The sequence below is a fragment of the Microbacterium testaceum genome (assembly GCF_001476655.1).
Lineage (GTDB): Bacteria > Actinomycetota > Actinomycetes > Actinomycetales > Microbacteriaceae > Microbacterium > Microbacterium testaceum_C.
This window is the reverse complement of the sequence record NZ_LDRT01000092.1, coordinates 1-14,014: the sequence shown is the minus strand read 5'-3', so window position 1 is coordinate 14,014 and position 14,014 is coordinate 1. Positions and strand designations below refer to the sequence as shown.

The 14,014-nt window shown below is 70.6% G+C and carries 12 protein-coding genes and 1 pseudogene; 4 read left to right on the top strand and 9 right to left on the bottom strand.

Annotation, left to right across the window (positions count from 1 at the left end):
* A partial coding sequence (locus NS220_RS13230; RefSeq protein ID WP_058624513.1) for an ATP-binding protein occupies positions 1-2,376 on the top strand: 2,376 nt, incomplete at its 5' end.
* Positions 2,377-2,445: 69 nt separating this feature from the next.
* Entirely contained in the window at positions 2,446-5,325 is a 2,880-nt protein-coding gene (locus NS220_RS13225; RefSeq protein ID WP_058624512.1) for a hypothetical protein, read from the top strand.
* Positions 5,326-5,420: 95 nt separating this feature from the next.
* On the opposite strand, the gene NS220_RS13220 is transcribed toward NS220_RS13225, so the two are convergent.
* The 7 genes from NS220_RS13220 to NS220_RS13190 all read right to left on the bottom strand — a co-directional run bounded on the left by NS220_RS13220 (position 5,421) and on the right by NS220_RS13190 (position 11,322).
* Positions 5,421-6,224: an ABC transporter permease gene (locus NS220_RS13220; protein ID WP_058624511.1), complete on the bottom strand. Its 804-nt coding sequence runs from the start codon at positions 6,222-6,224 to the stop codon at positions 5,421-5,423.
* Positions 6,221-7,231 carry an ATP-binding cassette domain-containing protein gene (locus NS220_RS13215; RefSeq protein WP_058624510.1) on the bottom strand — a complete coding sequence of 337 codons (1,011 nt, stop codon included), beginning with the start codon at positions 7,229-7,231 and terminating at the stop codon, positions 6,221-6,223. The genes NS220_RS13220 and NS220_RS13215 overlap by 4 nt, the downstream gene beginning before the upstream one ends.
* A gap of 133 nt (positions 7,232-7,364) precedes the next feature.
* Complete coding sequence (locus tag NS220_RS13210; protein WP_058624509.1) at positions 7,365-7,940, bottom strand: hypothetical protein; 576 nt, start codon at positions 7,938-7,940, stop codon at positions 7,365-7,367.
* The gene (locus tag NS220_RS13205) at positions 7,937-8,482 is read right to left on the bottom strand and encodes an Imm61 family immunity protein (protein ID WP_058624508.1); all 546 of its coding nucleotides are present in this window, start codon (positions 8,480-8,482) and stop codon (positions 7,937-7,939) included. Before NS220_RS13205 ends, NS220_RS13210 begins: the two co-directional genes overlap by 4 nt.
* Positions 8,479-8,871: a hypothetical protein gene (locus NS220_RS13200; RefSeq protein WP_013584929.1), complete on the bottom strand. Its 393-nt coding sequence runs from the start codon at positions 8,869-8,871 to the stop codon at positions 8,479-8,481. The genes NS220_RS13205 and NS220_RS13200 overlap by 4 nt, the downstream gene beginning before the upstream one ends.
* The gene (locus NS220_RS13195; protein WP_058624507.1) at positions 8,849-10,963 is read right to left on the bottom strand and encodes a hypothetical protein; all 2,115 of its coding nucleotides are present in this window, start codon (positions 10,961-10,963) and stop codon (positions 8,849-8,851) included. Before NS220_RS13195 ends, NS220_RS13200 begins: the two co-directional genes overlap by 23 nt.
* Complete coding sequence (locus tag NS220_RS13190) at positions 10,963-11,322, bottom strand: DUF6507 family protein (RefSeq protein ID WP_058624506.1); 360 nt, start codon at positions 11,320-11,322, stop codon at positions 10,963-10,965. Before NS220_RS13190 ends, NS220_RS13195 begins: the two co-directional genes overlap by 1 nt.
* A gap of 27 nt (positions 11,323-11,349) precedes the next feature.
* On the opposite strand from NS220_RS13190, the gene NS220_RS13185 reads away from it, so the two are divergent.
* Both NS220_RS13185 and NS220_RS13180 read left to right on the top strand, forming a co-directional pair.
* A complete protein-coding gene (locus NS220_RS13185) occupies positions 11,350-12,414 on the top strand; it encodes a DUF6177 family protein (protein WP_153004282.1) in 1,065 nt (354 codons plus the stop codon).
* The gene (locus NS220_RS13180; RefSeq protein ID WP_058624504.1) at positions 12,399-12,767 is read left to right on the top strand and encodes a hypothetical protein; all 369 of its coding nucleotides are present in this window, start codon (positions 12,399-12,401) and stop codon (positions 12,765-12,767) included. Before NS220_RS13185 ends, NS220_RS13180 begins: the two co-directional genes overlap by 16 nt.
* Before the next feature lie 16 nt (positions 12,768-12,783).
* Here NS220_RS13180 and NS220_RS13175 read toward each other — a convergent pair whose 3' ends face one another.
* Together NS220_RS13175 and NS220_RS13170 are read right to left on the bottom strand one after the other, a co-directional pair.
* Positions 12,784-13,827: a tetratricopeptide repeat protein gene (locus NS220_RS13175; RefSeq protein ID WP_058624503.1), complete on the bottom strand. Its 1,044-nt coding sequence runs from the start codon at positions 13,825-13,827 to the stop codon at positions 12,784-12,786.
* A 1-nt stretch (position 13,828) separates the two neighbouring features.
* Positions 13,829-14,014, bottom strand: a pseudogene (locus tag NS220_RS13170) (ATP-binding protein); the annotation flags it as partial.

Genomic DNA, 14,014 nt, shown 5'->3' with positions numbered 1-14,014 from the left:
GCATCGAGCTCGTCGCCGCGCCCCGAGGCCCTGCCCTCTCCCCTCACGAGCCTGATCGGCCGCGGCGACGAGCTCGATGCCATCCGTGCGCGCCTGTCGACCGACCGCCTGGTCACCGTGATCGGACCGGGCGGTGCGGGCAAGACGACCCTCGCGGTGGAAACCGCCCGTTCCCTCGCCGACGCGATCATCGTCGAACTCGCGCCCGCCGCCGCGGGCGAGGTGTGGACGGCGATCGCCGGCGCCGTGGGCCGCGGCGTCCGCGTGCGCGACACGAGCGGTCCGCCCGCCACCTCCGCCGAGCGCGTGGCCGAAGCCGTCTCCGGGCGGGAGGTCGTGGTCGTCCTCGACAACTGCGAGCACGTGTCGCGCGAGGCCGCGGAGGCCGCATTGACGCTGCTCGGCATGAGCGCGGGGGTGCGGGTCCTTGCGACGAGCCGTGAGCCCCTCGGCATCCCGGGCGAAGCCTTCGTGGATCTCGGCCCCCTTCCCCCCTCCGACGCAGGCGAGCTGTTCGCCCGACGCGTGCGGTCCGCGCGCGGCAGCGAGCCCCGCGCCGACGAACGCGACACCGCCGCGCGGATCGTCCAGCGCCTCGACGGCCTTCCCCTGGCCATCGAGCTCGCCGCCGCGCGCTCGCGCACCCTCGAGCTCGCCGAGATCGACGCGGGCCTCGACGACCGCTTCGCCCTGCTCTCCCACGGCCCGCGACTCAGTTCCGAGCGGCACCGCACCCTGCGCGCGCTCATCGACTGGAGCTGGGACACCCTCACCGACGACGAGCGCGTGGCGCTGCGCGCGGCCGCGGTGTTCCCGGACGGAATCGGCGCGACCGACGCGGCCGCGGCGGCCGTCGCTTTCGGGGTGGATGCCGACGCCTTCGACGCCCTCGTGGATCGCTCTCTGCTGACGCGGCGAAGCACACGCTTCCGGATGCTCGAGACCGTGCGCGAGTACGGACTGGACCGCCTCCGCGCCGACGGCGACGAGGCCCGGTATCGACGAAGCGCGGCCGAGATGCTGTCGCAGCTCGCGGCGCGGTGGGAGCGAGACGTCCGCGGTCCGGGTTTGCGCCCTGCTCTGGCGTGGTTCGACGCCAACGACGAGAACCTCACGGCGGCCCTGCGGGCCCTGGCTCGCGCGCACGATCGGCGCGGCGGCGCACGGCTGCTCCGGAGTCTGCTGTGGCCGTGGGCGATCCGCGAGCGCAGCGACGACCTGCGGCGGGCCGTCTCCGAGGTCGCCGACGCGGACGCGGCCCTCGACGACGAACCGACCGTCGTGGTCGAAGCGGTGGCGCTGTTCTCGCGCACGTTCCCCGAGCGCGGCGAGACGAACGGGCTCTCCGCGGAAGCGTTCGGCGTCCGGCGGGCTCAGCTCGAGGAGGCCGCCCGTCGCTACCCCTCGGAGGTGACCGCGCTGATCCCTCCGCTCCTGCGGCTCGCCGGCTCGGTGCTCGCCGCCGGCGAGGGCGACGCCGCCCGCACGTGGCACGTCGACGTCACCGAGGAGGAGTTCGCCGCCGCGTCGCCCTGGTCCCGGGCGATTCTCCACACGCTCGGCGCGGGTGCCGCGCAGAACTCCGGCGACATCCGCACGCTCGGCGCCGAGAGCGATCGCGCCGTGCGGATGTTCACCGAGATCGGCGACCCGTGGGGACTGGGTTTCGCAAGCCAGCTGCGCGCCGAGTGGCTCATCCTCGAAGGCCGCCTCGAGGAAGCGCTCTCGGTGACGGACCGCTCGAGCCAGGCGATCCGCGGCCTCACCTCCGTCTCCGACTACCTGCAGCAGCGCTCGCAGGCCGTCGGCATCCTGCTCCGGCTCGGACGCGACGACGAAGCGCGCTCCCGCGCCGACGAGGTCGCACGCCTGGCCGAGGCGGACGGCTCGGTCCGCGCTCTCGCGCAAGCCGCGATGACCGCCGCCCACGTCGAGGTGGCCGCCGGAAACGGAGACGCGGCCCTGGCGGCGGTCGAGCGCACCACCCTCGAACCCGGCTTCCCCGATCAGTTCGTAGCGTGGCTCGACGCGCAACGCGCCCAGGCGCTGCTCCTGCTGGGCCGCCACGACGAGGCTCGCGAGTCGCTCCGCGCCGCGCTCACCCGTGCCGCGCAGTCGCGCGACTTCCCCATCGTCGCCACGGTCCTGCTGACGATCGCGGGGTGGAACGCCGCGACGGGACGCCGCCTCCACGCCGAGGAGGCCCTGGCCCGCGCGGCCGCCGTGCGGGGGGCCGCCGACGTCCGCGATCCCTTCCACGTGTGGATCCGGAAGCGACTGGCCGCGCTGCCCGAGGATTCCACGACGGAGGACCCCGGCATCCGGACGCCCCTCACGGACGTGGATGCCGAGGCCCTCGCGGCCCTGCTGACGTAACACGGCCGTCGCCGGTTCTTGGTACGGTGTGGCTCGCCGGCAGGGGGATGCCGACAGGGAGCCACAGACATGACCACTTCGACGCACGACCGTCCCACGCCTGCCCGCCGAGGGAAAGCGACACGCTGGCCGCGCCGCGCCCGCGGCCTCGCCGCGCTGACCGCGACCGCCTTGCTGGCGGGCCTCACCGTCGTGGGACCCGGGCCGACACCGCCGGCGGCCGTCGCCGCCGACACGAGGTCCACCGCTCGATGGGACAATTCCGGCATCGGCGGGACCGATCCCCGCACGTGGACCTCGAGCCTGTCATCGACCCTCGGCATCGCCTCGAACGTCTTCGGCTTCGACAAGAGCGCCATGTGGCTGCTCGGCGGAAGCGCGCTCGCCGTCGCCGGTCCTCTCCTGGCCGCGGCCCTCGGCAGCGGCGGCCCCGGAGTGTCCGACGTCCTCGACGAGCTCGACGGGGTCGAGCACCAACTCACCGTCGTGCAGCAGAGCATCGACAAGGTGCAGACCGAGGTCGAGTCGACGAACGTGAACACCCTGATGGGGACCTGCACCGCACAGACCGCCCGCTTGCAGTCACTGCGGGGAGTGGTCGAGACCAGCGAGACGCTGTACTCGCGGTTCGTCGCACAGACCAAACGCGTCGGTGACGAGGCCTCGGCCGCGCGAATGAAGGAGGCGGCCGAGAACTTCATCCGCGTCGCCCTGGGGTCGGTGGGCCAGAGCGACGTGGCCGGCACGGAACTCGGACGCGCCATCACGCAGGCTCATCTCGAGCTGTCGTCTTCCGGCGGCGGCTCGGGCATCATCGACACCTGCGGCAAGGCCTACCTCGAGGAGTGGTGGAGCAAGAACGCATCCGACAGCGCCCGCACGTCAATGGACGCGACGGCCGCGGGGGCGTGGGTCGACGACCGGGCCTACTTCGAGCGACTCCAGGCTATGGTGGTCTACTGGCAGACGGTCATGGGCCAGGGTGCGTACCTGCTCCAGCAGGCCTCGTTGCTCCAGGCGGCGCTCTACACGGCGGGCAGCCTGCCGGCCGGGACGACGGCCATGGATGCCGCGGCCCCGTGCTACCTCGCCTCGAAGGCGAAGAACGCCGTCAAAGCCCTGACGCTCTGCGAGTCCGGCGCCGCCTACATGGCCGACCTGTCGGGCAAGATCGCGCGAGAATGGCGCCAGGTCGGCGTCCCCTACACGGACGAAGAGGTGGTGCTGGCTCTCGGGAGCGGCGTGACCCGCGTCCCGCGCGCCGACGGCTCGGCCGTCCCCTCCACGCTCTGGGTGCGTGACCCCACGACGTACCCCGGTGGTTCGTCGGGTCCGTGGACCCAGGGCGACCTGGTCACGACCACGTTCCGAGACTGGACCGGCTGGAAGCCCGCGTCCGCGACACAATGGTCAGACCTCTCCCAGACGTATGTCCGCACCCACGGAAGCTTCGCCGCCGCGGAGGTCACGCCCCGCCAGGTCTGGGGCGTGCAGAAGGAGGCGTTCTCCTCGGCCCGATGGAATCAGTTCGAGTACACCAAGACCGCTCTGGGCCCGACCGCACCCTCCTCGTCGCAGATGAAGGGAACCGCGAAGTTCGCCCCGGTCGACGTGCTGCAGAAGATGTCGTCGGTTCATGACACGGTCGGGGCCCCTCTGTTCGCCGCGGACAGCACCGGAACCCTCGCGTGGATCCCCACCGAGCAGACCACGCCGTGGTTCTTCTGGGAGACGGTCCAGCTCAAAGAGTTCGCACCGGGCGTGCAGCGGGGTCTTACGGTCGCCCCGGGCGAGCTGGCGTCGTTCCGTCCGCCGACGCTGACCACCGTCTGGGCGTACCAGCGTGAGAAGGGCCTCGGATTGCGATGCTTCGTCGCGCCTCAGGACGGTGTCGTCTGCGGCGACACCGTCGCGCCGTGGTGGATCGCCCGCCAGAACGTCGACTATCGCATCGTGTCCAGCAACTGGTGGACCCACAACTGGACCTCGGGGATGGCGGTCGACGTCGTACCGCTGTGGTCGGGGCTCGGGACGTTCCGCGCGAGCGGGACGAACGTCGACTGTCACAACTCCTTCGGCGTCTCGTGTGGGACTCCCTTCAACGTCTCCATCGAGATGCCCGAGTGGATGCAGTCATTCCAGAGCGAAGCTCGCGGCTGGCAGGAGCCACCCGTCCGTGCGGGAACGCTCTGGCCCGCTCTGGCCGTTCCCACCACGGCGGGATGCACGACGGGGTGGGGCGTTCCGACGCGGTGCGGCTCCGCGTTCGACCACTGGGTGACGAACACGCTTCCCGCCGCGGGCGCCGCCGGACCGCAGCCCACGAGCGACGCCTGGGTGTCGTCCACGGCTCCCGGCCGGGTGAGCTGCAATGACCCGTCGTGGCAGCGCCAAACCTCCTCGACGGGAGCGGGGCTCGTGCATCGCGACACCCGATGGACAGCGATCGCCCCGGACGGCAGCTCCGCCGAACTCTTCAGCCCCGCGGGCACGGACGTGGCGCTGGCCGACCTCGTGTCCGCCGGCGGGTGGACGACCACACCCCCGCGCCTGTCGCTCGTCTGCACTCTCACCACGGCCTTCGCCGACGCGGCGGGCACCATCTCCACGCTGCTGAGCTCCCCCGCGACGGCTGAACGGTCGGGCGACGTCTGGACGGTCGTCGATGGTCGAGGCGGGATCGACGACCCCGACGCGCCGGAACCGACCGACGGCCCGAGCACGACGCCGGAACCGACCGCACCGCCGTCCGCGGGGCCGGTCCTCACTCCCTCGGCCACGCCGACGGCGAATCCCGACGGCGGCGTGGACTCCGTGGCCGGCGGTCCCCTCGCCGCGACCGGTCAGACCGTCTCCCTGATCGTGCCGGTGGCGGGCGGGGCGATCCTGGCTCTCGGGGCACTGCTACTGATCGGAGCGCGTCGCCGACGTCGCACGACCTCGCGCTGAACGACGACGTGCCACGGCCGGCGCGCGAGAGCGCGTCCGACCGTGGCACGTGGCATCCCTCCCCGGGGAGGGATGCCGAGCTCCCAGGCTCTCCGTCACGCCTTGCGCATGTAGGCGCGCACCGTGAGCGGGGCGAAGACCGCCACGATCACCGCCGCGCCGATGAGCGAGATGACCGCGTCGGCGCCGAGTGTGCCGGAGTTGACGAGGTCGCGCACCGCGGTCACCAGGTGCGACACGGGATTCGCGTCGACGAACCACTGCAGCCACGAGGGCATGGTGTTCGCCGGGACGAAGGCGTTCGAGAGGAACGTCAGAGGGAACAGGATGATCATCGAGATGCCCTGCACGCTGGACGCGCTTCGCGCGATGACGCCGAAGAAGGCAAAGATCCAGCTGATCGCCCAGGAGCACGCGATGACGAGCAGGCCCGCGGCGACCACGGCCCACAGGCCGCCCTCGGGACGGAAGCCCATGATGTAGCCCATCGTGAAGGTCAGGGTCGTCGCGATCGCGTAGCGGACCGTGTCGGCCAGGAGCGCCCCCGACAGCGGCGCGATGCGCGCGATCGGCAGGGAGCGGAACCGGTCGAACACGCCCTTGTCCATGTCTTCGCGCAGCTGCGTGCCGGTGACGACCGAGGTCGTGATGACGGTCTGCACGAGGATGCCCGGGATGATGATCGGCAGGTAGCTCTGCACGTCTCCCGCGATCGCTCCGCCGAAGATGTACGTGAACATCAGGGTGAACAGGATCGGCTGCACGGTGACGTCGATGAGCTGCTCGGGCGTCCGCCGGATCTTCAGCAGACCGCGGCCCGCCATGGTGAGGGTGTTCTGCACGGTCTGGCCGAGGCTCGCAGTGCGCGGCAGGTCGCGCTCGAGGGTGAGGGCGCTCATGAGCGGACTCCTTCCAGGGTGTCGGCGCTCTCGCGCGCCGCGGTGTCGTCGGTCGGCACACCCGAGCCGGTGAGGGTGAGGAAGACCTCGTCGAGCGTCGGCTGCTGCACGCTGAACTCACTCAGGTGCACACCCGCCTCGCGGAAGGCCACGAGCAGGTCGGTGACCTGGTCGGGGTCGGACATCGGCACCGTGAGGCGCGCCGCCTCCGGGGAGACGATGGCCGTGGCATCCAGGACCCGTCCGACCGTCGCGCGGGCGAGGTCGAGGTCCGAGCCGGGCTTGAGTCGCAGCACGAGAGACGCCTGCCCGACCGACGCCTTGAGCTCGAGCGCCGTCCCCTCGGCGACGACGCGCCCGCGGTCGATGACGGCGATGCGGTCGGCGAGCTGATCGGCCTCGTCGAGGTACTGCGTGGTGAGGACGACGGTGGATCCGGATGCCACGAGCCGGCGGATCGTGTCCCACATCTGTCCGCGCGTGCGGGGGTCGAGACCCGTGGTCGGCTCGTCGAGGAAGATGAGCGGCGGCTGGGCGATGAGGGACGCCGCGAGGTCGAGGCGGCGACGCATGCCGCCGGAGAACTTCGCGAGGGGCCGGGATGCCGCTTCGGTGAGGCCGAACTCCTCGAGCAGTTCGCTCGCCTTGCGGCGCGCGTTGACGCGGGAGAGGCCGAGGAGGCGACCGAAGATCATGAGGTTCTCGGTGGCCGAGAGCTTCTCGTCGACCGAGGCGAACTGCCCGGTGAGGCCGATGAGCTGGCGCACGACGTGCGGCTCGCGGGCGACATCGTGGCCGAAGATCTCGGCGCGGCCGCCGTCGGGTCGCAGCAGCGTCGTGAGCATGCTGATGGTGGTGGTCTTGCCGGCGCCGTTGGGGCCGAGCACGCCGTAGACCGTGCCGGCTTCGACGACGAGATCGACGCCGTCGACGGCCCGGTTGGAGCCGAACGTCTTGACGAGCCCTTCGGCGCGGACCGCGGGGGAGCGGGTGAATGAAGTGGTCATGACGACAGCATGCGCCGGGCGTGCTGTCGTCGTTCTGTCACGGCGGCGGGGGCGCTGTCAGGGCGCTGTCAGCGGCCCCGACCTGCCGACCGACGCCAGCGACCTCGATCGCGTGTTCCGGGGCATCGGACCGTCAGCGACGATCCCACGCCTCATACGCCGCGAGCAGCCGCGGCGTCCCCAGCGACTCCGCATCGCCGATCAGGGCGGCATCCGCCTCCGAACGAGCACGGGTCCACGGCCCGGGTTGGCCGGGGCGCTGCGCGATCCACGGCAGAGCGGCGCCGTCCTGCACGTCAACGATCGGTCCGCGTTCCGGACCGAGACGACGGAGCTCCTCCGCCCACCGTTCGCCCCAGCGGCTCCAGCCGAGCGCCGTGATGATCACTACGCTCACGCCGGGCCGGAGAGCCGCTCTCCAGACCTCATCGCCGAAGATCGAGAGGGTCACATTGCCGAGCTCGAATTCCGCGGTCACCGCATCCGACAACCTCACCGTCCCGGCGTCCGCATCGAAACTCATCCTCTCGTGCACGCTTGGCGGGAGGTCACCGAGTTCGCGTGCAACGCGCTCCGTCCACGACCGCTGTGCCTGTTCCTCGCTCGGCTCGTGGAGGAACTTCGCGATACTCACGCCGCCGTTGAAGCTCGCCAGCAAGGCCGAGCTCATGTACCCCCACACCGCGTTCGCGACCGCGTCGACATTCATCGGTCAGACGACTCTCGGACGTGGTCCCGCAGCAGGGGTGCCCCATCGGGGGAGGAGAACGAATCGATCAGTTCGCGAAGCGAGCCACCGAGGAGGTGGGAGTACTGGATCACCGGGTGCAAGATGTCCCCGTCGACCAGGCGCACGGGGAGCTCGACCCCGTCGCGACGCAGTCCCGCCCATCGCCCGTCGGCGCGAAACGGCTCGAAACCGTCCGCGGCCTCGTTCCAGCCGTACGGCAGTTTGATGCGCGGCAACCGGCGATGCTCGATAGCCGGCGACATGAGCTCGACGAGTATGAGCTCGACGTAGCCCAGCGTCGACGCCCACAGGAGTTCTTCCGGCTCACCCGCCCGTTCCGCCCGGGTGAGGAGGTATCCATCCGGCACTGCCGAGATCGTGTATCTGATCTCGCCCCCCGCGTCGGCGAGAGTGAGGGATGTGATGTCGCGGTGAAGGCGGAACCCCGCCTGAGCCGCGAAGGCGATCAGGTCCGGATCGAGCACGATCTCGGATGCCGCCGGCTCTGCCCTGTCGTTCACGCGCGTGAATCAGTCCCACCATCACGAAGCGGCTCAGTCCACCCGCGATCCTCAAGGAACCTTTCGGGAATCCGCATCCGGATCTCGCGATCGAGTTCCGTGGCGACGAGGGAAAGATCAGTGAACTCCGGCCACCCCGTGACCGGCTCGACCGAGATCCCGCGCTCGCCATAGTCGATCGAGAATCCGAAGGCACCCCGGTCGAAGTTGAACCTCAAGGGGAAGAACGCGTAGATGTCGAACAGAACCGAGAACTCTGTGTGCCCGTCGCCGTCCACGATGTCTTTGACGGAGAAGCGGCCGACCCGGTCACCGAAGAAACCACGGAACGCGGAGACGAATTCTCTCGCCAGATCGACAGCAGGTTTATCCGACAGCGATCCAGCCATTTGCATCCTCCATGATCGTGAATCCGTGGGCTTCCAGGTATCGCGCTTCCATCTCAAGGAACTTCCCCTCGGAGACTTTCGCGAATGGGTCGTGCGAGAACCGGATGGTCTTCCCTGACCGGATCGCCTCGTCGAGTACGGGCCGGTTGAAGAAATCGAACATGTCGTCGCGCGGGCTCAGTCCGTACTTCGCCTCCGCCTGGCCCCACTCCGGCCCCATGTCGAAGTATGTCGCACCCTCACGCTTGGCGACGTCGATGTAAGAGGCGGGATCGTCCTTCAAGAACCGCCCGAGCATGAGCGTGTCAGAACCCCCGTTGTGGACCGAGCGCTCGCGGAGTCCGACATAGTCATCGGCCGGAATGCGAGAGCCGGGGACGCCGTTCTCGTATCGGACGATGTCACCACCCTCATGTTTGAAGCCGTCCGGCAGCCAGATGTCGTGGCCGCCGATGTTCTCCACCGTGCCACCCACCGGCGGTCTGCCAGGACTCGCGGGGGATCCAGGTCCGTCAATGCCCGGCCCTCCGTGATCGGGCGCTCCGTGACCCTCCCCACCTCCGTGATGCACCGTCGGCGCGTCCGGATCGCCGATGTGGAACTGCTGGACGTCGGGGTCGCCCGCGTGCACGCGCGGAAGATCCGCATCCGGGCGGACGAGATGGTCTCCTCCGCGGATGTCGTCGAGCAGCGTCCCGCCGTCGTCGAGGGAACTGCGTTCGAGCGTGTTCGCCAGGTCGTCTCGGGCACCGCCGAAGCGGGCTCCGTCATCGACCAGTCCGTCCGACCGCAGGTGCAGACCGTTCGACTCTGGTGTCGAACCAGACGGACGTTCGACCGCACCACCACGGCCGACATCATCACCGAGGCCCTCCGCCCCGCGCCCGCCCTTCAACCCGTCGAGGAGCGCGCCCCCGCCCTTGGTGGGGAGCACGAGCGTCGCGATGTTGAAGAGGGAGGTTCCGGCGGTACCGCCAGGGTCCTTGCCCCAGTCCGACCATCCTTCGCCCCACTGATCAGGCGTCGCCTTCCACCATTCCTCCGGCGCGTGGTAGCCCACGAAGCTGCCGAACAGGTCGATGTACGACCGGTAGGAGTCGCGCATCCACTGCTGCTGCCACTCGAGGAACCCGGTGTCGGCGCCCTTCGCCTTCAGATCCGAGATCTGCCCGGGGGCCACGACCTCCGACATCACCGGAGCCATGAAGCCCATCGAGACGCCGGTCACTAGATGACCGAGCCCCATCCACGACTGCCCCCAGCCGGAGAGCCAGTCGCCGCCGCGGTCCGCTGCGCCCTGGAAGTCGCCGGACAGCATGTCGCCGACCATGCCCCACGCCGGCGGCGGCCAGCTCTTGAAGTCGTACCCGCCCAGCAGCATGCCGAGACCGCCGACCATGTCCCAGGCACCGTTGAGCACCCCACCGGTGAGGTGCATCGGGAAACCGATCGTCTTCTCGGCGCACGATTCCTCGCGCGGAGACGCGCTGCCCCAGTCGGTCTGAAGGTTGTCCGGCGCGTTGGTCGCAGCCGGGGGAACGGCATTCGTCGACAGCCCGGCGGAGCGACGGATCGCGTTCGCGAGATCCTCATTCGCGACGCGCAGCTGCTCGCCGAGGAGGTAGCCCTGGTCCACGAGGTCGGCATTGCGCTGGACCATGTCGGGGTCTTCCCACCAGTTGTCCACCGGCACGGGCAGGAAGGTGACCGCGAGGTTGTTCGTCCAGGTCACGCGCGAGGCGAAGTTGTTCGCCTCGACCACGAACGCCTCGGCGTCGGTGCGCAGGTCGGCCACGCGGGTGAGGATCGGCTGCACCGTCGTCACCCAGTCGGTAAGCGCGCTCGCGACAGAAGCCAGGTCGCCGCCGACGCGGTCGGAGGCGTCACGCACGGGGTTCATCGCGACGTAGACGGACTCGGCACCGGTCGATTCGTACGACGCAGGCAGGGCCGACCACGACGAGGCCACGTCCGTCCCGGCTTGCTGAATCGAGCCACCACGCGACGAGATGTCGGCGGCCGCCTGGCTCACCCCCGCGAGGTCGAGGTTGTGACCCGGAAGCTTCGAAGGATCGATGAGACCGTGCGACATCAGTACGGCACCGATCCGCCGTGGTGCGCGAACGCATCGGCATCCGGGGTCCAGGCTGACGCGGCGAGCGCCTGCGTCGCCGTCGCCATCTCGATGTCCCCCGCCGTGACGGCGTTGGTCGCGTCGATGACGGCCTGCCGGGCGCTCGGGATGCGCTGCTGAATGAGAGTGAGGTCGGCCGTCTGTGCCTCGACGAAGGCTTGCATCGCCTCGGCGACCTCGGCGGACTGGGTGCCGGCGACAGCCGCTGACAGCTGATCGGACAGACCGGCGAGCGCCGTCACGAGCGACGTCGCCGCCGTATCGACCCCGGTGAGAACCTGCTGCACCCCGTCGGGGGATACACGCCATCCGGTCATCGTCCACCTCCGCTTTCGACCTCGACCATGATAGAAAACATGGGCATGCTCAGCCATCCGCTGATCGACGAGATCGTCGAGGGCATCGCGGTGTCCGAGAGCAGAGCTCCTCTGCTCGCCCTGACCGCAACCCGCACCGACCTGCTCATGCAGGCCGGCAGGGCGCGGCATCCCCTCGTCTTCCTCACCGGAGACGGCACGCGCCTGACCGAGCCGATGCGCGCCGCGCTCGTGGCCACTCGCATCCCCTGGGTCGTGCGCACCGCCGGCGGCCTGCGCGACGGACTCACCTGGCGTCCCCTTCCCGACCTCGCGTCCGCTTTCGACAGCGCTCCCGCCGCTCCCCACCCCGACGCCCTCTACCTCGAGCAGCCCACGACGCTGCAGCTGGTCGCGTCGGTGTCGGTGCGCCACCGCGCCGACGCATCGACCCGTCTGGGTGCCGCTCTCGAGGTTCTGGCGCGACCCGCCGAGGCGGCCCCGGTCGCGTGGGGTCCGAACGAGCCGGCCGAGTACGCGTGGGACCGCGACGCCCTCACCGCGTTCGCCAGGGCCCGGATGCCGAGCGACACCCGCGTCATCGCGACCGGGGAGACCGCGCGCCCGATGGTCGCAACCCTCACCGCCCGCCGCACGGCGCGCGGTGTGGAGGAGGTGACCGAGGCGCTCATCTCGCTCGGAGCCCTCGACGACCCGGCGACCGACGCGCGCGCCGACGCCGCAGTCGAGCTGCTCGACGAGCTCGCCGTCACCCCGTGGCCCCTGATGGCGGCCGTGTTTACGCGGCCGGGCCGCGCCGACCTCACGACCTCGGCGTTCGTCGCGCCCACGCCGCGACCGCTCGCCCTGTTGATCGGGGCTCCCGCGGTGCGCGACCTCGCCCTCGACGCCGCGATCTGGGCGGACCGCTTCGCCGCGCGCGTGGCCGGTCGCCCGCGCACGCCCGCTCTCGTGATCCCGCTTCGGCGCTCCGAAGAGCCCGCCGAGATCGCCTGGAACCGACTCGTCGAGATCGCCGAGACCCTCGGCGTCGAGCGCGTCGCGGAGCTGACGGGATTCCGCCTCGACATCGACGAATGGCGGAGCCGCTGATGCCGCACGAATACGTCCTCCTCACCCGGCGCGTGATCGGCCTGCGCGAGGTCGCCCATGCCGTCGCCGCGACCGAGCCATCGCTCGCCTACCGCATGGACGCCGGCGGCATGCAGATCGTGCTCGTCGATGGGGATGCCACCGTGCTGACGATCGTGCATCCGGTTCCCGCGCGGCCGGCCGAGGTTCGGCGACTTCTCGGCGACGATGCCCCGTCCGACGCGGAGCCGCGCTGGTGGATCGACCTCATCGCGCCGTGGGAGGCCGAGGAGCGCGCGGCCCGTGTCGTCGCGGCGCTGACGGCCGTGTCGGGCGGAACGGCCCGCGACCTGGCTCCCGGCGGGAGGGGCTGAGAGCCGAAGCTCCTCGCTACCCGGGCGGACGCAGCTGCGTGAGCTTCACCTCGTGCACGGTCCAGACCGCGACGGAGACGAACGGCAGCACGGCGATGAGCGGGAAGAACCCCGTCGCCGCGACGACGAGGTAGCCCGCCGCGATCACCGCGACGGTGACGACCGACACGACCTCGATCGCGCGCTGGCGCGCGAACAGCCACATCGCCCGCGCCACGGCGCGATCACGAAGTGGGCTCAGGGTCCCCACACCGATCACGACCGTGCAGATCAGTCCCAGCGCCGCTCCCACGCGGGAGCCCACCGGCGCGCCGAAGGGCTGCGCGAAGATCGCAAAGGTGAAGAAGGGCACCATCGCCGTCAGGATCGTGACGAGCCCGATCAGTTGGCGCACGAGCAGCGCCGTGGCCACCTGGGCCAGATACGGCGGGGCGAGCGCGAGCGGGTTCTCGCTCAGCACCCGCCGCGCCGTCCGGATCGCCGCGGCACGCTGCCCGTTCATGACCTGCGCCGCGGCGAGCATCTGTCCCACCCGCGGATCCGTCGGGCTGATCCGGACCGCTTCCTCGGCGAGACGCAGAGCCTCCGCGCGTCGCGGAGCGTGGACGACGGCGATCGACGACGCCGTGATCAGCGCGTCGATCCGCTCATCGTCTGACGCGGCGTTCGCGAGCGCCGCTTCCGCCTCGATCCGGGCGGGTTCGTAGAGCCGACGCTCGCGCAGGATCCTCGCGAGAACGACGCGGAACTCGCAGCGCCGGGGATCCAGCCGGACGGCCTCGCTCGCCCAGCCCGTCGCCTCGACGGGATCGCGGGTCATCGTGATGCGGGCGAGCAGGGCGGCGGCATCCGGTCGCAGTTCCGCGTGCGCGAACGCGAGACGCGCATCGCGCTCGGCGAGATCGAGCGCCCCCGTCTGCAGGCGGGCGTAGGCCATCAGCGCGAGGGCGGGCCCGTGGTCGGGCTGCTCCGCGAGCACGCGCTCGAGGACCCCCTGCGCCCTCTCCGGCGCATCGAGCAGGAGGTACCGCCGCGCCTCGGCGATCGGGTCGGGAGCCATGTCAGAGGCGATGGCGTTTGAGGTAGGCCCGCAGTTGGCCGAACGTGCCGTCGTCGATCCCGTACTCGAGCACCGGCTTGATCTGCTCGAACCACTCCCGCGTGGAGGGCACGACCCTGGCCGCCGCCCTCTCGAGATCGGTGGTGCCGATCATGCGGGGAATCCCGGATGCCACGGACTCGGTGAA